This window comes from Hymenobacter artigasi, assembly GCF_012275535.1.
Lineage (GTDB): Bacteria > Bacteroidota > Bacteroidia > Cytophagales > Hymenobacteraceae > Hymenobacter > Hymenobacter artigasi.
This window is the reverse complement of the sequence record NZ_JAAVTK010000021.1, coordinates 26309-49271: the sequence shown is the minus strand read 5'-3', so window position 1 is coordinate 49271 and position 22963 is coordinate 26309. Positions and strand designations below refer to the sequence as shown.

General features: G+C 61.8%; 13 protein-coding genes and 2 tRNA genes. 5 read left to right on the top strand and 10 right to left on the bottom strand.

The window, feature by feature from the left end; genetic code table 11:
- Positions 1-257: 257 nt before the first annotated feature.
- A complete protein-coding gene (locus tag HBN54_RS21340) occupies positions 258-3080 on the bottom strand; it encodes a 4-alpha-glucanotransferase (protein ID WP_168675264.1) in 2823 nt (940 codons plus the stop codon).
- A 241-nt stretch (positions 3081-3321) separates the two neighbouring features.
- Between HBN54_RS21340 and HBN54_RS21335 the strand changes: the two genes are divergently transcribed.
- Both HBN54_RS21335 and tamL read left to right on the top strand, forming a co-directional pair.
- Entirely contained in the window at positions 3322-8571 is a 5250-nt protein-coding gene (locus HBN54_RS21335) for a translocation/assembly module TamB domain-containing protein (protein ID WP_168675263.1), read from the top strand.
- A 77-nt stretch (positions 8572-8648) separates the two neighbouring features.
- A complete protein-coding gene (gene tamL / locus HBN54_RS21330; protein ID WP_168675262.1) occupies positions 8649-11060 on the top strand; it encodes a translocation and assembly module lipoprotein TamL in 2412 nt (803 codons plus the stop codon).
- Positions 11061-11253: 193 nt separating this feature from the next.
- On the opposite strand, the gene HBN54_RS21325 is transcribed toward tamL, so the two are convergent.
- The 5 genes from HBN54_RS21325 to HBN54_RS23280 form a co-directional block, all read right to left on the bottom strand.
- Positions 11254-12423, bottom strand: coding sequence for a hypothetical protein (locus HBN54_RS21325; RefSeq protein ID WP_168675261.1), 1170 nt, complete (start codon positions 12421-12423; stop codon positions 11254-11256).
- A gap of 87 nt (positions 12424-12510) precedes the next feature.
- Positions 12511-14151: a hypothetical protein gene (locus HBN54_RS21320; RefSeq protein ID WP_168675260.1), complete on the bottom strand. Its 1641-nt coding sequence runs from the start codon at positions 14149-14151 to the stop codon at positions 12511-12513.
- A 78-nt stretch (positions 14152-14229) separates the two neighbouring features.
- The gene (locus HBN54_RS21315) at positions 14230-15114 is read right to left on the bottom strand and encodes an SDR family oxidoreductase (protein WP_168675259.1); all 885 of its coding nucleotides are present in this window, start codon (positions 15112-15114) and stop codon (positions 14230-14232) included.
- Positions 15107-16096 (bottom strand): NAD-dependent epimerase/dehydratase family protein, encoded by a 990-nt coding sequence (locus HBN54_RS21310; RefSeq protein ID WP_210428141.1) that lies wholly within the window; start codon positions 16094-16096, stop codon positions 15107-15109. The genes HBN54_RS21315 and HBN54_RS21310 overlap by 8 nt, the downstream gene beginning before the upstream one ends.
- On the bottom strand, positions 16096-16788 hold the full coding sequence (locus HBN54_RS23280; protein ID WP_210428140.1) for a TIGR04283 family arsenosugar biosynthesis glycosyltransferase: 693 nt from the start codon (positions 16786-16788) through the stop codon (positions 16096-16098). Before HBN54_RS23280 ends, HBN54_RS21310 begins: the two co-directional genes overlap by 1 nt.
- A gap of 270 nt (positions 16789-17058) precedes the next feature.
- Between HBN54_RS23280 and HBN54_RS21305 the strand changes: the two genes are divergently transcribed.
- Both HBN54_RS21305 and HBN54_RS21300 read left to right on the top strand, forming a co-directional pair.
- Entirely contained in the window at positions 17059-17853 is a 795-nt protein-coding gene (locus HBN54_RS21305) for a DUF547 domain-containing protein (RefSeq protein ID WP_168675258.1), read from the top strand.
- Positions 17843-18514, top strand: a complete 672-nt coding sequence (locus HBN54_RS21300) for a DUF6134 family protein (RefSeq protein ID WP_235955650.1) — start codon at positions 17843-17845, stop codon at positions 18512-18514. The genes HBN54_RS21305 and HBN54_RS21300 overlap by 11 nt, the downstream gene beginning before the upstream one ends.
- Before the next feature lie 52 nt (positions 18515-18566).
- On the opposite strand, the gene HBN54_RS21295 is transcribed toward HBN54_RS21300, so the two are convergent.
- Together HBN54_RS21295 and HBN54_RS21290 are read right to left on the bottom strand one after the other, a co-directional pair.
- Positions 18567-18641: transfer RNA gene (locus HBN54_RS21295), tRNA-Val, on the bottom strand.
- A 106-nt stretch (positions 18642-18747) separates the two neighbouring features.
- Positions 18748-18822, bottom strand: a tRNA-Val gene (locus HBN54_RS21290).
- Between the two features lie 254 nt (positions 18823-19076).
- On the opposite strand from HBN54_RS21290, the gene HBN54_RS23895 reads away from it, so the two are divergent.
- Positions 19077-19985, top strand: coding sequence for a TerB family tellurite resistance protein (locus tag HBN54_RS23895; protein WP_168675257.1), 909 nt, complete (start codon positions 19077-19079; stop codon positions 19983-19985).
- A gap of 194 nt (positions 19986-20179) precedes the next feature.
- Here the strand turns inward: HBN54_RS23895 and HBN54_RS21280 are convergent, their stop codons facing one another.
- Both HBN54_RS21280 and HBN54_RS21275 read right to left on the bottom strand, forming a co-directional pair.
- Complete coding sequence (locus HBN54_RS21280) at positions 20180-21298, bottom strand: mechanosensitive ion channel family protein (protein ID WP_168675256.1); 1119 nt, start codon at positions 21296-21298, stop codon at positions 20180-20182.
- Positions 21299-21408: 110 nt separating this feature from the next.
- Positions 21409-22671 (bottom strand): ABC transporter permease, encoded by a 1263-nt coding sequence (locus tag HBN54_RS21275; RefSeq protein ID WP_168675255.1) that lies wholly within the window; start codon positions 22669-22671, stop codon positions 21409-21411.
- Positions 22672-22963: the final 292 nt, after the last annotated feature.

The window sequence follows — 22963 nt, the reverse complement described above, 5'->3', positions numbered from 1 at the left end:
AACAAAACTTTTTTTTAGTACTATTATCCACTTAACTCAATAATTACCCACCTAACTCAACAATAACTATAAGTGCTTATAGAAAGCATACTTTGGCGTAGCAGCTATGCTGGACGGAGGACGGAATAGGTAGTCAGCCTTGAACGCAGAAAGGGCCTTCCCAAATTGGGAAGGCCCTTTCTGCGTTCAACACCAATGCGAGCAAAAATTCGTTGTTCAGCAGAGCGCGAATTACCCATGCGAACAACGAAGTCTCCTCACCCCCGCCCGCTGGCGCTCACCAGCGCCCGCAGCGGCTCATTGAAGCCCACGGCCTCCACTAGCTCCTCCAGCGGGAGGTGCAGGCGATATTTCCAGAAGTGGCTGGGGTTGCTGGGCACGTTGATTTGCTCCTCGTGCGGGTTGGCGCGGCGCAGGTTGTTGTCCATGGCCAGCAGGTCCTGGAGCGGGAAGATGGCCCACATGGCCGGCGAGTGCAGGTGCTGAACCAGGATTTCGCGGGCCACCCAGGGCTCGCAGTAGAACGGGGCTACCTCACGCCAGTGGCCCAGGATGGTTTCGAAAAAGCGCTGGGTGCGCACCCGGTCCTCTTCCCACCAGCCGCGGACAGTGCTCATGTCGTGGCTGCTGGTGGTGACTACGCTCAGGTAGGGCGCGGTGTTGGGGTGGCCGAACTCGGTTTCGGGGTTTGAGGGCATGCGCTGGATGTGGAGGCCCAGGATGCCGAGCGCCTTCATCACGCCGGGCACCGAGGCGGGCACCATGCCCAGGTCTTCGCCGCAGATGAGCATGTCGGTGGCGTAGCGCACGGGCGGCAGCTTCACGAGGCCCTGCTGCCGCCAGAACTCCTCATGGCGTTGGAAGAAGAAGTCCACGTAAATGTCATCATAGAGGCGGCGGCGGTCCTGGTCGGAGTCCAGTTCGCGGAACGAGTAGCTCTTATTCAGGGTGATGCGCGGGTGGTAGAAGTCGTTGCCAGCGGGCACGAACAGCACCTCGTTCACCAGCGCAAACAGGCCCTTTTGCAGCCAGGCGAAGTACTCGGCGTGCTCGGGCTGGGCGGCTACTTTCCGGGCGATATAGGCTTCGATTTTGCGCTGGTCATTCACTTCGTCCTTGAGGTGAATGTGGCCGTAGCTGGCATCGTTCAGGTACTCATCGAACACGGCCTGCGCTTCGCCCTGGAAAATATCCTCGAGCATATGCCAGCGGATATAAGGCTCGCAGAGGCGCGAGTAATTGAACCAGCCGAGGCGCTGCTCAATCTCGTGGCGGTGCAGGGGCAAGGCGGGCGCAAAGTGGCCCAGCAGACCTTCCACCGACTCAATGGGCATTTCCCAGATGCGGAAGAAGCCCAGGATGTGGTCGATGCGCAGCGTGTCGAAGTAGCGGGCGAGGTGGCCCATACGCTGCTTCCACCACAGGTAGCCGTCTTCGGCCATGCGCTGCCAGTTGTAGGTGGGGAAGCGCCAGTTCTGGCCGGTGGTGGAGAAATCATCGGGTGGGGCCCCGGCCTGGCTGTCCATATGGTAGAGCTCGGGCTGGGTCCAGGCATCCACGGAGTGGCGGTAGATGCCGATGGGCAGGTCGCCCTTCAGCACCACGCCGCGGGAGCGGGCGTAGGCCACGGCGGCGCGCAGCTGCTTGTCGAGGTGGTACTGGGTGAAGAAGAACAGGCCGTAGTCGTCGTAGTCCGGCGCGGTTTCGGCGGTGAGCGCGGCCAGGTTCTGCGGGGTGCGGAACTGCGCGGGCCACTCCTGGAAATCGGCGGTCTGGTACCGGTCGCGCAGGGCCGAGAATGCGGCATACGGCACCAGCCAGTCGGCCTGGCTGGCGTAGAACTCGCGGTACTCGGGGTCGGCCAGGAAGGCGGCTTTCTCCTGCTGATAGAGCAGCTTGAGAAACTTCCACTTGGCGTTCATCACCGGCTCGTAGTCCACGAAATCCTTGGCGTTAAATTCGGCTTTGAGCGTGGCCAGCTCCTTGGCGGCCTTCTTGTCCTTGAGGGCAGCAATGCCTTCGAGGTGAATAAACTGCGGGTGCAGCGCAAACACCGAAATGGCCGCGTAGGGGTACGAATCGACCCAGGTGTGCGTAGCCGTGGTGTCATTGATGGGCAGAATCTGCACCAGCTTGAGGCCGGTTTGCACGGCCCAGTCGGTCAGCAGCTTCAAATCGGAGAACTCCCCTACCCCGAGGCCGGTGGCGCTGCGCATGGCAAACACGGGCAGGGCCACGCCGGCCCCGCGCCAAGTGGTGGCATACTGGTAGGCCTCGTCGTTGAAGACGCGGGCCATGATGTAGTCCTGCGTGGCGGGCACCACGCGGTTTTCACCGCCTTCCATGTCGAGGGCGTGGCCGGCGGCGGCGTCCCACATGGCGTACTTGTAGTGGCAGTCCTCGCCGGGGTTTTGCAGCGTCACGGTGCCACTCCAGGTGGGATATTCGGCATCGGCGAGCACGAGGGCTTTGGTGTTGTCCCAGGCCCCCAGGGCAGGGTCAGAGCCGAGAATGCAGAGGCCGTGCTGCGGCGCTACGCGCGGAGCCAGCAGGCGGAAGGTGGTTTCGCCAGCGGCGGGATATGTGGTGCCTGGTGCCTGGTGCTTTGTGCTTGGTTCGGCTGCACTGGTTTCGGCAGCAGATTTGGCCGCCTTGGTTTTGGCGGCGGGCGCTCTTTTGGCTTTGGCGGCCGGGGTTTCGGCCGGGGCTTTGGCAGGGCGGCGGAACAGGGCTTTGGTGAAGGCGGCGGTCAGCAGCTCGTTTTCGGGCTGGGCGGGGGCGCGCCAGTAGTCGGCTAGGTGCAGGCGGGGCGTGCGGGTGGCATCGTAGGCGATGGTGCGATTAGGGCCGGCTTCCCAGTGCTCGCCGCCGGTGTTGTCGTCGCGCAGCACATACTTATAGGTGAGCTCGCCGGTGGTGTCGGGCACCGTCAGCTCGATGCTCCAGCAGGTGCTGGCTTCGTCGTAGTTCATGTCGGCGGCTGCCGTGGGCTGCCAGTTGCCGAGGTCGGGATGGGAGCCGCACACGGCCAAACGCTGGCCGAGTACGGTGCGGTAGGGAAGAGAAAAACGTAGTATCATGGGCAAGCGGTGGGGTTTGGGAGGTGCAAGATAGGGACTTGCCAAGAGAGGATTTACGAAGCCGCGCGGGAGTCATTGTGCTCAATCGGTTGCGCACGAGCAGTCGCACGGGCCAGGGCTTACGCAGTTGGGCCGGGTCGTGTTCGGCCGGCGGGACGTCGGGCCAGCAGCCAACCCCAACCGCTGGTTTTGCGTTTGGGAAGTTGCCTTTGCTTTGTGTTGCCGCTAATTACTTCCTGCTTTGTCCACTTTTCTGCGTCGTGCCCTCTACGGAATTCTAGGGTTAATTGCCCTGGTCCTACTCCTCGTTATTGGAGTGGTAGTATTTCTGCAATTCCCTTCGGGCCAGGACTTTGTGGCCAGCCGCGCCGAAAGTTACCTGCGCGGCAAGCTCAAAACGGAGGTTAAAATCGGGAAGTTTCGGACTGATTTTCGCCACGCCATCAACCTCGACGGCGTGTACCTGGCCGACCAGCAGCGCGACACGCTTTTATCGGTCGGCCACCTCGGCGTCGACATTGATATCTGGGCATTGCTGCACAGCCAGATAAATATTTCCAACGTCGAGCTGAACGATGGCCGCGTGCGCCTCACGCGCACCGAACCCGATTCGGTGAACAACTACGACTTCATCATCGATGCCTTCGTGGACCCCAACGCGCCGGTCGATACCACTGCTTCGACCCTGAAATACGACATCGGCAAGGCCCGGCTCACGAATATCTACTTCACGCAGCTCGATGAGGTGACGGGCTCCGATATCCGGGCGCGCATCGGCGAGTTTACCGCCAACATGGACGAAGTGAATGTGGATAAGTCCATCTATAAGGTGGATAAAGCCGCGCTGCACCGCGCCGCCATCAGCATCGTGCAGACGAAGACGGCCCCGCAGGTGGATAACGCCGCCCCCACTACTCCTATTTCGGTGCAGTTCGGCATCAACCAGGCTACGCTCGACAGCGTGGGGTTTGTGTATAAGAACGCGCCCTCAGGCCAGTACATCAGCACCAATATCGGCCTGGCCGACATCACGGCCAAGAACATCGACCTGCAAAAAGAGCTGGTGGCGCTGGACAAGCTCACCCTCAAAAACACCACGTTTGCCTACGCTCAGAACAAAGACATTGCGGTGGAAGAGCGGGTGGTGAACCCCGCCGAAGTAGTGCGCAAGCTCGATGAGGCCGCCGACCAGAACAAGGCCGCCACCGGCCAGCGCCTGGCCTGGAAGGTGACGCTGAATGAGTCCGACATCAGCGGGCTCGCGGTAAAATTCGACAACTTCAACGAGCCCAAACAGAAGACCCGCCTGCCGGCGATGGATTACAACCACCTTGCCTTCAGCGAGCTGGTGCTGAACACGCACGATTTGAGCTACACCGAAAACCGCACCACCGCCAAGGTCGATAACCTGGCCGGCAAGGAGCAAAGCGGCTTCGAAATCTCGTCGTGGCGGGCCAACGTGGTGTACGACTCGGTGCAAATCCGCCTTGATAGCCTCGACCTCATCACCCCGCACACCCGCATCCGGCGCAAGCTGGCCATTGGCTACAAAAACCTGGCGGCCCTGAGCGACACCAAGCAGCTGGCGAACCTGAAGATTGACGGCGACCTGCGCGAAGTGCGCATCGGCTTCCGCGATATTCTGTACTTGGCGCCGCAGCTGGCCGGCACGCCACCCTTCAACACCGGCCCCAACCAGAGCGTGCTGGTGAACGGGCAGATTGCCGGCCGCGTGGGCGACATGACCATCCGCAACTTCGAGTTTGTGGGCCTGCGCAACACCATCGTGAAAGCGCCCCGCATCCACATCACCGGCCTGCCGGAGGTGGACGGGCGGCTGTACGTGGATGCTAATTTGAAGCAGTTTAGCTCGTCACGGGCCGATATTATGAGCCTCGCGCCCAAGGGCAGCATTCCGAACAACATCAGCATTCCGCCCACGTTCGCGGTGAACGGTACGTTTAAGGGCTACCCAACCACGCTGCAGTTCAACACCAACCTGCAGGCCCGCACCAGCTACGGCGACCTGGCTTTCAGTGGTAATTTGGGTAAGGCGCAGGCCAACGGCCGGCAGCCGCTCGTGGGCACCTTCGCGGTGAAGGCGTTCGATTTTGGCAAGCTGCTAAAGGACCCCACCATCGGGCGCGTCACTGCTACTGGTCGCATCAACGCCACCGGCAACCTGAAAGACCCCGGCACGCTGGTTGGCCAGGTGAATGCCAACGTGCAGAGCGCCCGCTACAACGGCTACACCTACAAAGGCGTGAAAGCCACGGTGGACCTCGACCGCAACCGCTACGTCATCAATGCCAGCAGCAAGGACGACCCCAACCTCGACCTCGACCTGACGGCCGTGGTGAATCTGCGCGACGCCAAAAACCCCACCTACGAAGTCACCAAGCTGAACCTGCGCGGAGCCAACCTCACGGCGCTGGGCTTTTATACCGGCGGCGACCTGCGGGTGCAGGGCAACCTGGTGGCCAACCTGCGCGGCTCCGATTTGAACTCTCTCAACGGCACGTTCAGCGGGACCAAGATTGTGATTGTGCGCGACAACCAGCGGTTTCCGTTGGACTCGCTCAACGGCCGCATTGTGCAGAATGCCAACCGCACGCTGGCCGTCATCACCTCCGATATTGCCAACGTGCGCCTCGATGGCAACGTGCACCTCGGCGATATCGCCACCGAACTGCAGCAGCACCTCGACCGCTACTTCGACGTGCCCGGCGTGAAGTACGTGGCCAACAGTGCCGACCGGCATTTCACGTATTCATTGCAGCTGAAAGACCCCAAGCTGGCCACCAAGCTGGTGCCGGATTTGAAGCAGATTTCGCCCTTCACGCTCGCCGGCGACTACTCGCGGCAGGCCGCCCGCCTCACGGCCAATACCAGCATCCCCATTATTCGCTACGCCAACTACCGCATCGATTCGCTGAAGCTGGGCGTGGACTCGGACCCCGGTAAGCTCGACTGCAGCCTGCGCATGGCCAGGGCCGCCCAGGATACCACCCTGAAGCTGCGCCGCCCCAGCATTGTGGGCAATGTGGCGAACAACAAGGTATTCACCCGCGTGGCCATCCTCGGCGACTCGGCCAACCGCGAGCGGCTGGCCGTGGCCGGCACCCTCAGCACCCGCCCCGACGGCACGCTGCCCGGCGAAAAAGGCGTGGTGTACCAGTTTGAGGCCGCGCCCGAGCAGGTTATCAACTACGAAAACTGGACGGCCGGTGCCAACAACTACCTACGCTACTTCCCTAGCGGCGCCATCGTGGCCGACGGCCTCAACCTGACCAATGGCCGCAGCTCGCTGGCTGTGCAAAGCGAAAACCCTCGGGTGAAAACCTCGCCGCTGAATGTGCGCTTCACCGATTTTGACCTTGCCGAGCTGGCCAAAGCCGTGCAAGGCACCGACTCGCTGGTGGCCGGCACCCTGAACGGCCAGGCCGCGCTGCGCAACCTCGGCCAGAAAAACATGGCCTTCACAGCCGATGCCACCGTCACGGGCCTCACCTTCCAGAAGGCCGTTATTGGCGACATCGCCGTGAAAGCCACTAACTCCACGCCCAACCGCTACGACCTGGATGCCCGCCTGACCGGCGGGGCCAGCGGCTCCATTGGCGGCGAGGGCAACGATGTGCGGGTAACCGGCTTTTACCAGGCCGATAGCAAGGAGCCCCTCAACCTGACCGTGGATGCCCAGCGCCTGATGTTGAAACTCGCCCAGGCCTTCTCGGCCGGGCAGCTTCAGCAGGCGGCGGGCTACGTGCGCGGCCAGCTCACGGTGAAGGGTTCCCCCTCGGCCCCGGTGGTGCGCGGCACGCTCACCACGTCGCCTGAGGCGGCGTTTGCCGTCACGCAGCTTGGCGCGCTCTACCGCCTGCCGGGCCAGGACCTGACGTTTGACGACCGGGGCATTAAGTTCGACAACTTCACGGTGCGCGACTCGGCCGACAACAAAGCGGTGGCCAACGGTTACCTGCTGACCAAAGATTTCATCAACTACGCCTTTGACCTCACGGCCACCACCGACAACTTCACGGCCGTAAACAGCACCCGCAAAAACAACCCGCTGTTCTACGGCAAGCTGGTGGTGGACTCCCGCACCCGCATTACCGGCCCGCTGGAGCTCATGAAAATCAATACCAACGTGACGGTAGTCGAGGGCTCCAACCTGACCATTGAATCGCCGGGCACGGAGGCCAACAAGGTGGCCTCCGAAGGCATTGTGGAGTGGATTGATAAGAGCGCGCCCGTGGACACCATGCTGCAGCGGCAGCTGGCGCTGGACACCATGAAAACGGCCTCCGGCTACGACATCACGGCCGTGGTGACGGTGACCGATAAAACGCCCTTCACCGTGGTTATCGACCCCATCAGCGGCGACAACCTGAAGGTGCGCGCCAACGGCACGCTCAACACCAACATCGACCCCACGGGCACCATCACGCTCAGCGGCCGGCTAGAAGTGGCGCGGGGCTCCTACCATCTGTCGCTCTACGACCTGGCTTCGCGCGACTTCATCATTCGGCCCGGTTCCAGCCTGACGTGGAGCGGCGACCCCTATAACGCCGACCTCGACGTAACGGCCGTGTACAAGGTAGAAGCCGCCCCCGCCGACCTGCTGGCCGCCCAGGGCCTCGACAATGCCGTGGCCAACACCACGGCCCGTAACCGCCTCCCCTTCAACGTGCTGCTGAAGGTGACCGACAAGCTCAGCCAGCCGCTCATCAATTTCGACATCACGCTGCCCGAAAGCCAGCGCGGCGCGCTAAGTGGCCAGGTAGAGGCCAAGCTGGCCCAGCTGCGCCAGCCCAACCAGACCTCGGAGCAAAGCAAGCAGGTATTCTCACTGCTGATTCTGGGCCGCTTCCTGCAGCAGAACCCGTTTGATGCCAGCGCCAGCGAGAGCTTCGTGGCCACGCAGCTGCGCGGCTCGGCCAGCGCGGTGCTCACCGACCAACTGAACAACCTGACCGGCAAGTACCTCTCCGGCCTGGGCCTCGACCTGGGCGTGACCAACCAGGCCGACTACAGCAGCGGCTCGGCCAAGAGCCGTACCGACCTGAACGTGGCCGTGAAGCGCCAGTTCCTGAACAATCGCCTGTCCGTGCGCCTCGGCACCGATATTCCGTTGGGTGGCGCGGGCTCGCAGGCCACTCAGGGCAAAAGCTCGGCCAGCAACTTCGCTGGCGACATCAGTATCGAATACAGTATTCTGCGCGATGGCCGCCTGCGCCTGCGCGCCTTCCGCCAGAACGCCTACGAGGACATCGACGGCCTGCTCATCAAGACCGGCGCGGCCTTGGTATTCCAGCGCGAATACGACAGCTTCAAAGAGCTGTTTGCCAAGCTACCCCCCGAGATAAAGCAGGAGCGTAAGCAGCAGCGCAAGGAAGAAAAAGCCGATAAAAAGGCCTTGCAGGATTCGCTGCAAACCCCGCCCACCGCCCGCGTCGACAGCAGCAAAACCACTGGCAGCAAAACGAAATGAGAAAGCTGCTCCGCCCCTCCCGCCCCTCGTTCCAACGCCGCCAGCTTTCGGCCGGCCAATATCTTAATTCTGCAGTTTTGAGTCCAGTTCGCCAGTTAACGAAGCGTTTTCTTCCCTCTTCCACCCGGGCTACCCTGTTGCTGGCCCCGGCCCTGGTGCTGCTGGCCTCCTGCTCGGGCCTGAAATTTGTGCCCGAAGGCGAGCGCCTCTATACCGGCAGCAAGGTGACCATTAAGCCACCGGCCGACGAGAAAACGGTGAACAACCAGAGCGCTCTGCAAACCGAGCTGGTGTCGGTGTTGGGGCCCAAGCCCAACAGCTCCATTCTGGGGCTGCGGCCCAAGCTCTACTTCTGGCAAATGGGCGTGGGCAAGTCGAAAGGCCTGGGCAAGTTCTTCGCCGACAAGTTTGGCGAGCCGCCCATTTACCTGTCGCAGGCCAAACCCGCCGCCGTGCGCGACCTGATAACCAACCGCCTGCACAACAACGGCTTCTTTAACGGCACCACTTCCTACGAAGTAAAAAAGCAGGAGAAAACGGCCGAAATCGACTACACGGCCCTGCCGGGCAAGGTCTACCGTTTCACGGAGGTCACGTTCCCGCAGGGCGACTCGCTGGTGCGGGCGGCCATTCGGGCTACGCAGGGCGAAAGCCTGGTGAAGGTGGGCGACGCCTACAACCTCGCCACGCTCACCAACGAGCGGGTGCGCATCGATGCCGCACTGAAGGAGCGCGGCTACTACTACTTCGCGCCCGACTACATCGTTTTCAAGGTTGATAGCACCCTCGACCACAAGGCTACCGTGGACGTGCGCCTCAAGCCCAGCGCGCCGCCCAAGGCCGTGCGCCCCTACTGGCTCGACCAAGTGAAGCTGAACACCAGCTACGTGCTGACAGACACCACCATGCGCAACCCCATGCTTTTCCGGGGTTACCAGTATTTTCCGGACGAGGAAATGTTTAAGGCGCAGGCCATTACCCGCGCCACCTTCCTGTACCCCGACAGTGTGTTCCGCCGCCACCGCCGCGACCAGACCCTGAGCCGCCTCATGAGTCTGGGCACGTTCCGCTTCGTGGAAATCCGCTTCAAACCCGCCGCCGCCGGCGACACCACCGTGACCGTGCCGGCCGATGCCGTGCCCGGCAGCAACCGCTCGGTGGGCCTGCGCAACCGCCTCGATGCCGAGGTGCTCATGACCCAGCTCAAAAAGAAAAGCCTGCGCGCCGAAGTCCAGCTCACCAGCAAAACCAACGGCTTCACCGGCCCGGCCCTGAAGGTGACTTTCCGCAACCGCTCGGCCCTGCGCGGTGCCGAGCAGCTGCTCATCAATGCCATTGCCTCGACCGAAACCCAGACGGGCGGCGGCAACGGCGCCCTGGGCCTCACCAGCTTCGAGTACGGCATCAACGCCCAGCTGCTCATTCCACGCCTGGTGACGCCCGATTTGCCGCTGCTCGATGTGAAACTGCCCAACTCCGACTTCCAGCCCCGTACCAGCGTCGCGGTGGGCGTGCGGTCCGTGACCCGCGCCAGCTACTTCTCGCAGAACTTCTTCAACGTGAACTACGGCTACACCTGGAAAACCAAGGTAACCAACGAACAGGAAATCCGGCCCATCGACATTACCTACGTCCAGTTCACCCCTTCCCAGACGTTTACCGATATTCTGAACACGCCGGAGAAAAGCTTCCTGAAAAGTGCGTTTCAGCAGCAGTTTATCTTGGCCAGCTCCTACCGCTACACCTATAACCAGCAGTCGCTGGAGCAGCGCCGCCAGCAGATTTACTTCAGCGGCCAGATTGAAGGCAGCGGCAACCTGGCTCAGGGCATCGCCACGTCTATTGGCACGCCCAAAGGGCCTTCGGGCGGCAACACCATTCTGGGCCAGGAGTACAGCCAGTACCTCAAGCTCGATTTGGAGGTGCGCGAATACTACCGCATCAGCGCCGACCCTGCTTCCGGCAACCGCATTGTGGGCCGCCTGCTGGCCGGCATCGGCAACCCCTACGGCAACTCGAAGGTGCTGCCTTACCCCAAACAGTACGGCATCGGCGGTCCCAACTCGGTAAGGGCCTTTGCGGCCCGTGGCATCGGCCCCGGCGTGTACCAGGCCCAAACCGCCGACCAAAAAGCCAACCAGTTCTACGACCAGGTGGGCGACATTCGCCTCGAAGGCAACCTGGAGTACCGCCAGGACCTGTTTCCCTACGTGAAAGGGGCCCTGTTTGTGGATGCCGGCAACATCTGGCTGGTCAATCCCGACCCCGGCCGCAAGGGCGGCGAGTTCAAGTCCAGCTCTTTCCTCAACCAGTTGGCCGTAGGCGCCGGGGCTGGCATCCGCATCGACGTGCAGTTCTTCGTCATCCGCTTCGACCTCGCCTTTCCAATACAGGCCCCCTACGGCACGCCCACCAAGCTCAATGATGACGGCACTCGCAGTCCCGATAAAGCGCCCAGGCTAAATCTGGCCATCGGGTACCCATTCTAAGGGGTCACGAAATAGTAAACGAACAAAAAGAACGTCATGCTGAGCGCAGCCGAAGCATCTCGCGTACTCAAGTAACTCAATCAATTGGATTAGTTATGCACGCGAGATGCTTCGGCTGCGCTCAGCATGACGTTCTTTTTGCCCCAGTAGCTGCGCTCAACATGACGTTCTTTTTGCCCCAGTACTTCACCGTCTACCGAATTATCGGCATCCGCTCGAATGGCCGCTCGCGGTCGAACTGGTAGCGGAACGTGGCGTGGGTTTTCACAATGGTCGCCCCGATGGAGCGAATGGTTACCAGCATGCGCGGGTTAAAATCGCCAATCCAGTTCATCTCGATATCGGCGTAGCCCGCGTCGACGAACGACTGGCGGGCATACGTCAGCATGGCCGCGTCCACGCCCTTGCCCTGGTACTCGGGCACCACGCCGTAAATAATGCCGAACAGGCGCTTATCAGGGCGGCGCATGAAGCGCCAGCGCGCCCATAAAAAGCGCAGCTTGCCCAGCAGGTTCAGCCGCCGGCCCACGTGCCGGAAAATCTGGTTAAGCTCGGGCAGGCTGATGAAAAACGCCACCGGCTCGGAGCCGTGGTAGGCAAACCAGAGCAGGCGCTCATCCACCACGGGCTTCATTTCTTTCACGATGTTGCGGGCCTGGTCCAGCGTCATCGGCTTCACGCCTGAGTGCTTGGCCCAGGCCAGGTTATACACGTGGTGGAAGTCGTAGGCCAGCTTCTCGGCATCGGCCTTGCGGGCGTGCTCAAACCGAAATTCCTTTGCGTGCTCCTGGGCCTGCTGGGCGAAGCGGGCGTGCAGCGGCGCGGCCGTGGTGCGGTAGCAGGTGTATTGCTTGAAGTAAAGCTGAAACCCATACTGCTCAAACAGCTGCTGATAATACGGTGGGTGCCAGAACATGCCGTAGTTGGGCGGCCGGTCAAAGCCGTCAATCAGCAGGCCCCAGAGGCGGTCGCGCTCGCCGAAATTGATGGGGCCGTCCATGGCCTGCATGCCGCGCGCGGCCAACCACTGCCGGCCGGCATCAAACAACTCGTTAGCCGCCGACTGGTCATTGATGCACTCGAAAAAGCCCATGCCGCCGGTGGGCAGGTCAGGGTTCTGCACGTCCACCGCGTCGCGGTTGAGGAAGGCCGCCACCCGGCCGATAACCGTGCCCGTGGCATCCGTCAGCACCCAGCGAATGGCTTCGCCGTTGGCAAATTTCGGGTTTTTGATGGGGTCGAAAACAACTTCAATCTCGTTTTCCAGAATCCCGATGTACTGCGGCACCGCCTGGTGCAGGCGGGCGGGCAACTCCACAAACTGCCGCGCCAGGCGGGCATTCACAACTTCAAGCAGCGGCATAAGCTAAAACAGGCAAGCGAAACCTGCCAATAAAACACAAGCAACAAAATCCCGAACGGGGCCGCAAAGAAACGCCCGCGCCGCCGTTCAGGGCCGGCGCAGCACCGTGAGAATAACCGCCCCCCCCACCCGAATGACGTGCACCGGCCGCCCCACGCCCGCCGGGTACGCCCCCGGGTGCCAGCGGTGAACGCTCAGGAAATACCCGCCAGCCGCCGAATCCGGCGGCACGATACGCAGGCGGGCGCGGGCAGGCGGCGGCAGCATTTTGGCGTTGATGCGCAGGGTCATTTCAGTACGGCGGTCCATACTCACGAGCACGGCTGGGCGGGCATCGTGGGCCAGCACCCATTGCAACCCCTGCTTCACGGAGAGGCCCCAGTAGTCGCGCTCGAAGTTTTGCTCGACAACGCGGCCGGGCAAAAAGCTGAAATAGGCGTACTGGAACGGATGCTCCGTGGCCATGCGCCATGCTACCTGTGCGGTACCCAGCGCCAGCAGCAGCAGCGCCACGCCAGCCGCCGCCGGAGCAGACCGCCAGCGCAGGGACGCACTGCGTTGCTGCCACGCCTGCCACAACTGCCGCAAGCCCTGCACCACGAGCAGCACAAAGGCCGGATACACGAAATACAGGTGCCGCCAGCCGTCATATATGGCCGAATGCAGTACCATCACGCCCAGCAGCGGGCCAAAAAACCAGGCCAGCACCAGCAAATCGCGGCGGCTGGCCGTGCGCCGCAGCCAGCGCCCAACTCCGGTTTTCAGCAACCCTCGCCCCACTCCTACCAGCCCCACCGCGAACAATAACACGTAAGGCAGCGGCGTAGTGATGAGCAGCCACACCGGCGCGTAATGCCACGGCAGGGCCTGAATCGAAACGAAATGCCCCAGATAAAACACCTCCAGCGGCTTGGCATAGTGCCCAAAGCTGCTGATGGCGGCCGTGAAATAAGCCCCCGGATTTTCCCACAAATACGGCCAGCCCAGCACCACCAGTGCCGCCGCCGCCGGCAGGTACAAGGCCAACATCGCAGTCAGCCCGCGCCGCCGCACCGGCCGCGCCCACATTTCCAGCGCCCCAAAGCCCAGCGTGAGCACGGGCAGCAGTACGCCCATGGTCCGTACATCGACGGCCGCTGCCGTGGCCAACGCATGCAGCAGTGCCCGTCCCGCCGTGGGCCGCCGCAGCAGCCGCGTGAGCGTGAGCACCGCCAGCGCAAACAGGCTCAGAAAAACAATGTCCTTGTAGTTATAAAACGCCTCGGCGAAAATGCGTGGCGAGAGCACCAGCAGCCCCGCCCCCACCAGCCCCCAGCGCCAGCTGCCCAGCCGTGCCCGGCCCAGCCGGTACACGCCCCAGGCCCCGGCCACAAACAGCAGGAACCCGGCCAGATGCCGTCGGTAGGCCCATTCGGCCGGGTCGGGGCCGGGCCGCAGGGCCTCCAGGCCCACCCAGGGCAGCATGAAGAGCACTCCGTGGTCGGCGTCGCGGTGCTGGCGCAGGTCGGGGATGTCGGCCAGGCGGGGCTGGCGTCGGGCCAGCTCGGGGGCCAGTTTCAGGGCCACGTACTTGGCACTCACAAAGGCGTTGAGGCGCTCGGCGGGCTCGTCCCAGCCCATGCCGTAGTCGCGGTGCAGGGCCACACCCAGCACCGCCAGCAGGCCAAAAAAGACGCCCACCACCCAGCGGCGCGAACGAACAAAGGCAGAAAAACCAACGTCAGGCAAAGTAGCGCGGAAACAAAAACAGCACGGGGCGGCCACGAATGTAGCCCCCGCTATGGTCGTGCCGACACTTCCGGGCCTCTACTCATAAAAATTCCGCATCCGCCGGATGGTGGACAGCACCACCCAGTCGCCCAGGCGCGGCAGGTAGGTATGCACCAGCACGATGAGCCGGCCCAAGGCCGAAATCACGGTGCGCTGCCGCCGCTTCCGCACGTGCCGCACGATGATGGCGGCCACTTCGGTCTGCGATTTCTGCCAGCGCGGCGGGCGGTGCGCAATGGGCACGGGCTGGCCCTGGGCATCAAGCACGCGCTTTTCGGGGTCATTTTGGGTGAAACCGATGTGCACCACCCCGAAGTGAATGCCGGTATCCACCAGCTCCAGCCGCAGGGTGTGGGCTAGGTTGGCCACGGCGGCCTTGCCGGCGCAGTAGGCCGAGCCGCTGGGCATCCCATTCAGCGCCGAAATGGACGAGATGAACGTGACACTGCCCCGCGTGCGCACCAAATGCGGCAGGGCGGCCTTGAGCGGGTACACCGTGCCGTACACGTTGCTGTCGAGCACCTGCCGGAACACCTCCGGGGCCATATCGGCGAAGTAGGCCCGCATCGAAATACTGGCGTTGGTTATCAGAATATCGACTTGGCCGAAGTGGTCGAGGGCCGTTTGCACCAGGCGTTCGCAGGCCGCGTAGTCGGTTACATCGGCCACGCAGGTTGCTACGGTGTGGCCGGCGGTGGCCAGGTCCTGCCGGGTGTGCTCCAGCCGCTCGGCGTTGCGGCCGTTGAGGACCACGGCGGCGCCGCTTTCGCACAGTGCGCGGGCCGTTTCGCGGCCAATGCCCGACTCCGAGCCGGTAACAATGGCCACTTTGCCCGCAAATGGGCCGGAGCGCGGCAGCTGCGGCGGCCGGGCTGCCACGGTAGCCCGCTCAGCATCGCTCACCAGATTTGAATCAAACATAATGGTTGGTTTTAAACCAGTCGAAGGCCTCGGTTACGGCTTGCCCGATGGGCGTTTGGGGCAGTGCCAGCTCCTGCCGGGCCTTCTGCACGTTGAAATAATGGCCGTCGTTGGCCACAGCCGCCATGGCCGAATTTAGCTGCGCCGGCCGGCCGGTGAGCCGCGCTTTCACATCGCAAATACCGCCGTAAAGCATCGCCAGCCCGGCCGGAATGGGCCAGCGCGGCGCCGACACGCCCAGCACGCCCGCCATCAGCCCAAAGGCCTCGCGGTAGCTCAGGTTTTCATTGCCCAGAATATACGATTCGCCCACCCGGCCCTGGGTAAGGGCATTGACAGTGGCCGAGGCCACGTCGCGGACGTGCACGTAGTTTTTGCCGCCCGGCGGGTAGCCCGGCAGCTTGCCCCGCAACAGCTCCAGAAGCAGGGCGTTGGAGGTAGGCTTGGCGTCCTGCGGGCCGAGCATGAAGGTGGGATGCACCAGCACGGCCGGCAGCTGCTCCTGCGCCACGGCGCGCAGCACGAGGTCGGTAGCCGCCCGCTTGCTGGCCATGTAGTCGAGGCCGTAGCGGTGGCCGGCGTAGGGCCGGGTTTCGTCGCCGGGGTTTGCTTTGGTACCGAAGCCGAAGACGTTGGCCGTGCCCACGTACACCAGCCGGCGCACGCCCGCCTGCTGCGCCAGCCCCAGCACCGCCTCGGTGCCGCCCAGGTTGGCTGCCCACACGGCGGGGTTGCGGGCGGGGTTCACCTGGGCCAGCGCCGCCGCGTGGATGATGGCTCCGCAGCCATCGGCCGCGCCGGCCAGCGTGGCCGGTCGGGTAAGGTCGGCCTCGCGGTAGTCGATGCCCCATTCGGCCGGAAACGGCGCGGGTGTGCCGGGTCGTAGCAGCGCCCGCACGGCATAGCCGCGCCGGCACAGCCCGGCCACGAGATGCCGGCCCAGAAAGCCATTAGCACCGGTCACAAGCACGGTTTCGGCCATTAGTAGGTGTTCAGCATGGCCTTGTAGGTGCGGGCAATTCGCACCGGCGACACCTTGAGGAAGTACAGCGAAAAGGCCGTCAGGTTTGCCACCTGCACGCGCAGCCAGCTGTTGTTCTGGTACTTGCGGGCCGATACCAGCACGTCCTGCGGCACAATCAGAAACGAGGCCACCCGCCGGATGCGCTGGATAATCTCAAAGTCCTCCATCACCACAAAATGCTCGTTGAACCCGCCCAGCTGCTGAAAAAGCGCCCGCGTGACAAACAGGGTCTGGTCGCCGCCCCGGCTCATAATCCCTTTAAAGCGCGTTCCGTAGCTATTAATGCGCAGCAGCGGACGGGTAGAATCGAACCGAAAGCGGTAGCAGCCCGCCGCGTAGCCCTGCGCCACCGCCTGCCCAAGGGTAGCCACGTAGCCCGGGTGAATACTCACATCGGCATGCACGAAGTAGAGCACGTCGCCGGTGGCGTGGGCGGCCCCGTGGTTCATCTGGGCCGCGCGGCCGGGCTTGGGGGCCAGCAGCACGGTGGCCCCGGCCTGGCGGGCCAGCTCGGCGGTGCCGTCGGGGCTGTGGGCGTCTACTACCACTATTTCTACCGGGCGGTCGGCGGCGTGGCGACGCAGCTCGCCCACCAGGCGGGCAATATTGGCAGCTTCGTTGAAGGTGGGAATAATAACACTCAGTTTCATAGTCAGGGAAGGGGACGAGGGTGCAATTTCCTCATTTCGCCGCGCTCGCGCTGCTGGCCGCTCTTTAGTGCTTACGCAAAGGCCGTGGCCGGAAGTTTGCTACAGGCGAAATCTTTATCGGTACAGTGAACAATGCTGTGCCCCGCTAATCTCGTCAATCGGCACAGCTTTATTTCTCGTATGCTGTAAAATAACGAACCGCGCTGCGTCTATAGCCGCAGCGCGGGCCCACATTCGGGCATCCACGCGCTTTTCAGCCAGTATTTCCCCATGAAAACCACTCCATTTTTCACCATTGCCCTACTCGGAGCCCTGTTTATGGACTCATCCGCCTTTGCTTCGGCCCCGGCCCGCTCCCCGGCCGGCATGGCTACGGCCAGCCCCGCCGCGGTAGACCACAGCAGCTACGACAAGCTCCTCAAGAAATACGTGAGCGCCAAAGGCCTGGTCAATTACAAGGGCCTGAAAGCGAACCAGCAGGAGCTCAACAGCTACCTCGATATGCTCAGCAAGAACGCGCCCGCCGCCTCGTGGAGCAAGGCCGACCAGATGGCCTTCTGGATTAATGCCTACAACGCCTACACCATCCGCTTGGTGCTCGACCACTACCCCGTTTCGAGCATCAAGGACATTGGCTCAAAAATCAAGATTCCCTTCGTGACCACGCCCTGGGCCATCAAGTTTTTTAGCATCGGCGGCGAAAAAATGAGCCTCGATAACATTGAGCACGGCATCCTGCGCAAAAAATACAACGACCCGCGCATTCACTTCGCGCTGGTGTGCGCCTCCATGTCGTGCCCCAGCCTGCGCCCCGAGGCCTACACCGCCGCCAAGCTGGAAAGCCAGCTCGACGACCAGGCCCGCGATTTCCTGAACAACCCCGCCAAGAACAAAATCAGCGCCGCCAGCGCCCAGCTTTCCAAGTATTTCGACTGGTACAAGGGCGACTGGGAGAAGAACGGTCAGTCGGTAGAGAAGTGGGTGAACAAGTATTCGACTACCAAAATTGACGCCAAAACCAAGGTTTCCTACCTCGACTACAACTGGAGCCTGAATGAGCAATAGGCCCTACCGGGTACCACCCCGCGCCGGCCAACTGCTGGGGCTATTGTGGCTGGGGCTGGCCGGCACCGCGCATACCCAGGCCCTGCCGGGTACCACCCCGCGCCCGGCCGCGGCCCCCACCGAAACCCGCCACTACGCCATTGAGGTGGCCGGCCTGCGCGTGGGTACCATGACGGCCACGCGCCAGTCCCAGCCCGGCACCACCGAAGTGGTTTCCACGCTCATCAGCGATGTGCAGGTTACGTTCCTATTCTACCACCTGAAGATTTACTACAAGGTCACCAACCGCGTGCGGGGCGGCCAGCTGCTGCTTTCCACGGTGGAGGCGCACACCAACCAGGGCGATTTTTCGTCCCGCACCGAGTGGAAAGGCGACCATTACGACATTCGCGCCGACCAGTATAAGCACCATTATCAGGCCACCGAAAAGCACCCCATCACCTACACCGTCACGGACATGTTTTTTGGTGAGCCCGGTGGCCATACCACCGCCTTTGCCGAATATTTCGGCGATTATTTCACCGTGGCCCATGCCCCCGATGGCACCTACCGCGCCCACCGCGACGGCCGCGAAGACGAGTACCGCTACGCCAACGGCCAGCTGGTGACGCTCATCAAGAAGAACCCGCTGAAAAACTTCGTTATCCGCCTGCTGCCGTAGCCCAAAAGAAAACAGCCACCTGGTATTGCTACCAAGTGGCTGTTTTGCGGTGTGGGAAGTAAAGGATTCGAACCTTCGACCTCTGGCGTGTGAAGCAAGCGCTCTAAACCAACTGAGCTAACCTCCCAAATAATACTTGGCTAAAAAGCAGCCAAGGGGTTGATTTAAACCAACGTTTAAATCAGAATAAAAACAGCCACTTAGTTTCTAACCTAAGTGGCTGTTTTTCAGTGTGGGGGATACTGGGTTCGAACCAGTGACCCTCTGCTTGTAAGGCAGATGCTCTGAACCAGCTGAGCTAATCCCCCGAGTGGTTGTTTCCGTTTGGGATTGCAAAGATGGGGGGACTTTTTGGAAACACAAAACCTGCTGCTGCATTTGGGCGCATATTTTTTCGTTTTTCGACCAAATCCGGCAGCAACAAATTCATTTTCAGCGCAAGAAAATTTCGAATAATTTTAGAAAAAACTTGTTTTGCTGGCTCTAATCAGGGGAAGCAACGTATTCCGGGCCGCTTCGTTAAGGAGTTAAAAAACCTTTCTCACTCAACATTCGCTTCCCGATGGACACCCAACTCCTCCAGAATTACTCGGAACAGGAAAAAACCGCTTACCTCAGTGCCATTGCCAGCCTAGCCACTGCCGACCGGCAGGCTTCAGGGGCCGAAGGGCAGTTTCTGCAGGCGCTGGCGCAGCAGGCCGGCCTCTCGGGCGGGGCCACCCAGCAGGTGCTGGCCGCCGCCCAGGATGCCAACAACCAAAGCATCCAGCAAAACCTGGACGTGCTTAAGAACAGCGACTTGCGCTTTTCACTCGTTACAGACCTCATCAGCTTCGCGCGTGCCGATGGCTCGTATGCCAACGACGAGGAGGCCATGATTAGCAAAATGTCCCAGTACCTCGGCATCAACCCCGAGCAGAAGCAAACCCTCGAAACCGTGGTAGACCAGGCCGCCAGCGTGCCCCACGACCCGCAGGACCCGGCCAAAACCGGCTTCCTGAGCGGTATTGGCGACAAGCTATCCAGCGTGGGCATTCCCAAAGGTGCCCTCATGGCTGGCCTGCTGGGGGTGGTAGCCCCCATGGTAATTTCTAAGGTAATGGGCGGTGGCAGCCAGAGCCAGAACGGCTACGGCAACCAGAGCAGCTCCGGCGGCGGCCTGCTTAGCAGCGGCATGGGTGGCCTGCTGGGCGGCGCGGCCCAAAGCGGCATGGGCGGCCTGCTGGGAGGCTTGCTCGGCGGCGGCATGCTGGGCGGCCTGCTGGGCGGGGGCAACTCCAACGAGACGGCCAATCTGCCACAGCAGGGCTCGGCCATTGGCAGCGGCGGGCTGGGTTCGATGATGTCTATTCTGGGTGGCCTGGGTGGCCGGCCCAACTCGCAGCCCGCCAGCGCAGGCGGCTCGGGCCTGGGTGGCCTGCTGAACGGCGGCTTGGGCGGAATGCTCGGCGGCCTGTTTGGTGGCCGGTAACGTCTTCGCCGAATCATCCGAAATCAAAAAAGGCTTGCCGGTTGGCAGGCCTTTTTTCGTGGGGTATCAAAATAGTACGTCATGCTTCGCTCTGCCCTGCATGACGTGCTTTTAATGCTTGGATAGCCTTTTTTAGTGAAGTAGCTGTCGCTTTGATTCACCGTTGTGAAGCGGCAGCCGCCAGCCTTCCCGGCTCAGGCTTTTTCGGCGGGGGCTACCACCATGGGCGCGCCGGCGAAAGAGCCGCCGTGCTGCTCCACCACTTCCACGATGCTGTAGTTGAGGTCTTCCTTCACGTTGAGGTATTCGTCGTAGCTCGTGGTTTGCACGAAATATTGCACGGTCACTTCCTTACCGGCGGGCGTGAGGGCACTGAACTTCATTTGAGCGTCGGGGGTCACGAGGGGATGCGCCTGCATGGCCGCCACGGCGGCCGCGATGATGGCGTGGAGCTGGGCGCTGGTGGTTTTCTGGTCGAAAGTGAGCGTGAAGCCCACGCGGCGCGAGGTGCGCAGCGACAGGTTATCGAGCGGCTTGTCAATCATGCTTTTGTTGGGCACGGTGACGTAGCTTTTCTCGGCCGTGCGCAGGCGGGTGCTGCGGAAACCGATTTTTTCCACGGTGCCGCTCACGCTGCCGGCCGTCACGAGGTCGCCCACGCCGAAGGGCTGGTCGAGGAAGATGGTGAACGAGGCAATGAGGTTTTCGAGGCTTTCCTTGGCCGCGAAAGCCACCGCCAGCCCGCCAATGCCCAGGCCACCGATGAGGGCCGTGACATTCACCCCAAACACCTGCCCCAGCGCCACCAGCACCGCGATGATGATGAAAAACACTTTCAGCAGGTCTTTAGCGAAGGGCAGGAACTGGTTGTCGAGGCGCGTGGGGCCGTGGGCGGTAGTGCGCAGCGCCGCCCGGCGGGCCATTACCAGCAGCGCAAAATCGACGAGGCGCAGGGCCACCCGCGCCGCCGCTACAATGAAGGCCAGCGCCAGAATGCGCAGCAGCAGCACCTCGTGCCAGGGCAGCACACCCGGGCCGGCCGTAGGGCTGTGCGGATACGTGAGCGTGGCTCCGGCCAGTTGCAGCGTCACGACCAGCAGCAGCGTGGACAGCGGCTGGATGAGCAGGTCGTGCAGCTCTTCTTCCGTTACGCCGGCGGTGTAGCGTTTGGTGAGGGAAAACAGCAGCTTGCTGAGCAGCCGCGAAAACAGCCGACGGAACGCGCTGCCCACCAATAGGATGAGCGTCGCGATGAGGTATTGCCCAAGGGTGTTGCCCAGAATTTCGTAGCTCAGAAAGGGGGGTAGCGTCATGTATTGTTTTGCTGAATTCAGAACGCGCCGCTTCGACTGCGCTCAGCGCGCCGTTCTTTTTACTTTATGACGTTCGTTTGGGGCGGCCGGTTACGAAACGCGGGCCTCCCCTACTTGGCCCGGATGGCAATTACCGGGTCCAGGTTGGCGGCCAGCACAGCGGGCACAATGCCGGCGATGATGCCGATGGCCACCGAAATAAGCAGCCCCAGCATCACCCGGGCGGCCGACATGGTGAGCGGCAGGGCATCCTGCGGAATCAGGGTCACGAGCCACACCAACGCAATGCCCGCCGCGCCCCCAATCAGGCACAGAAACACGGCTTCGAACAGAAATTGAAACAGGATGAAGAAGTTCTTGGCCCCCAACGACTTCTGAATTCCGATGATGTTGGTACGCTCGCGCACGCTCACAAACATGATGTTGGCAATGCCGAACCCACCCACCAAAATGGCGAATGAGCCGATAACGCCTCCCACCAACCCAATGACGCTGAAGAGCTTGCCCACGGCCGAGGCAATCATTTCGGGCCGGTTCAGGGCGAAGTTGTCGTCTTCGCGGGGCTTCAGGCCGCGGATGTTGCGCATCACGCCGCGCATTTCGTACTCCAAATCGAGCAATCCTTCGTCTTGGTCGCGGCCCTTCACGGCAATGCTGGCGCTGGGACCACCGCCGAAGCCGGTGGTACTGAGCGCAAACATCTTCATGAACATGGGGAACGGGATGATGCAGTTGGCGTCGTTGCTGGAAATGGTGATGAGCTTTTTGCCCTCCTTTTCCATCACGCCAATCACCGTGAAGTTCTGGCCGCGCGCCTTGAACTGCCGGCCCAGTGCATTGCCGTTCGGAAACAGGTTTTCGGCGATGGTAGCGCCAATGATGGCCACGGGCCGGGCCGCGTCCATTTCCTGGTTGGTGAAATAGCGGCCTTCCTTGATGGGCACGTTGCTCACCACGCGAAAATCGTAGCTCACGCCCTGCAGCACGCAGTCGGACACTGAGTTAGAGCCGGATTTCAGGGTATTGCCGCTATTGGCGGCGAAGATGGCAATGCCTTTGTTGTTGGGGCCCAGCTGCTGGCGCAGCTGCTGGTATTCGCGCGGCGTGGGCACGGGCCGCTGGAAATACTTCCACCACGGAAAATCGGACCCAAACTCAAAGGGCCATTTCTGCACGTAGATAATCTTGTCGCCCACAAAGTCGAGGCTGCTGCGCACGTTGGCTTCCAGCGAATCGACGATGGTGAAGACGGCAATGATGGCAAAGATGCCGACCGTGACGCCCAGCAGCGACAGAATGGTACGCAACAGGTTGGATTTCAAAGCATCCCAGGCAAACAGAAAGCTTTCGAGGGTGAGGCGCAGGTTCAGCATAAGGGAGGGCGGACACGGATAAAGCTGCTTCCGGGCTCAAAAGACGGAAACCTGCGGGGAAGTTGCGCCCTTCTCTCAACGATTGTCATCCTGAGCACAGCGAAGGACCTTGTTACCACAGGATGGTTTGCTGCCATAACCGACATACCCAAACGTGATAAGGTCCTTCGCTACGCTCAGGATGACAGGCGAATAAGCAAACACTGTTTTCACCCAAAAAAACAATATCCAAATAAAAGCCGTACTTTTGCCTCCCCAAAATTCCGTATATTCCCCCAAATACTGCCCTATG

Bases quoted from the DNA above. Each gene is read 5' to 3' on its own strand.
- HBN54_RS21340 (WP_168675264.1), bottom strand. From the start codon at position 3,080: ATGATACTACGTTTTTCTCTTCCCTACCGCACCGTACTCGGCCAGCGT.
- HBN54_RS21325 (WP_168675261.1), bottom strand. From the start codon at position 12,423: ATGCCGCTGCTTGAAGTTGTGAATGCCCGCCTGGCGCGGCAGTTTGTG.
- HBN54_RS21315 (WP_168675259.1), bottom strand. From the start codon at position 15,114: ATGTTTGATTCAAATCTGGTGAGCGATGCTGAGCGGGCTACCGTGGCA.
- HBN54_RS21310 (WP_210428141.1), bottom strand. From the start codon at position 16,096: ATGGCCGAAACCGTGCTTGTGACCGGTGCTAATGGCTTTCTGGGCCGG.
- HBN54_RS23280 (WP_210428140.1), bottom strand. From the start codon at position 16,788: ATGAAACTGAGTGTTATTATTCCCACCTTCAACGAAGCTGCCAATATT.
- HBN54_RS21305 (WP_168675258.1), top strand. From the start codon at position 17,059: ATGAAAACCACTCCATTTTTCACCATTGCCCTACTCGGAGCCCTGTTT.
- HBN54_RS21300 (WP_235955650.1), top strand. From the start codon at position 17,843: ATGAGCAATAGGCCCTACCGGGTACCACCCCGCGCCGGCCAACTGCTG.
- HBN54_RS23895 (WP_168675257.1), top strand. From the start codon at position 19,077: ATGGACACCCAACTCCTCCAGAATTACTCGGAACAGGAAAAAACCGCT.
- HBN54_RS21280 (WP_168675256.1), bottom strand. From the start codon at position 21,298: ATGACGCTACCCCCCTTTCTGAGCTACGAAATTCTGGGCAACACCCTT.
- HBN54_RS21275 (WP_168675255.1), bottom strand. From the start codon at position 22,671: ATGCTGAACCTGCGCCTCACCCTCGAAAGCTTTCTGTTTGCCTGGGAT.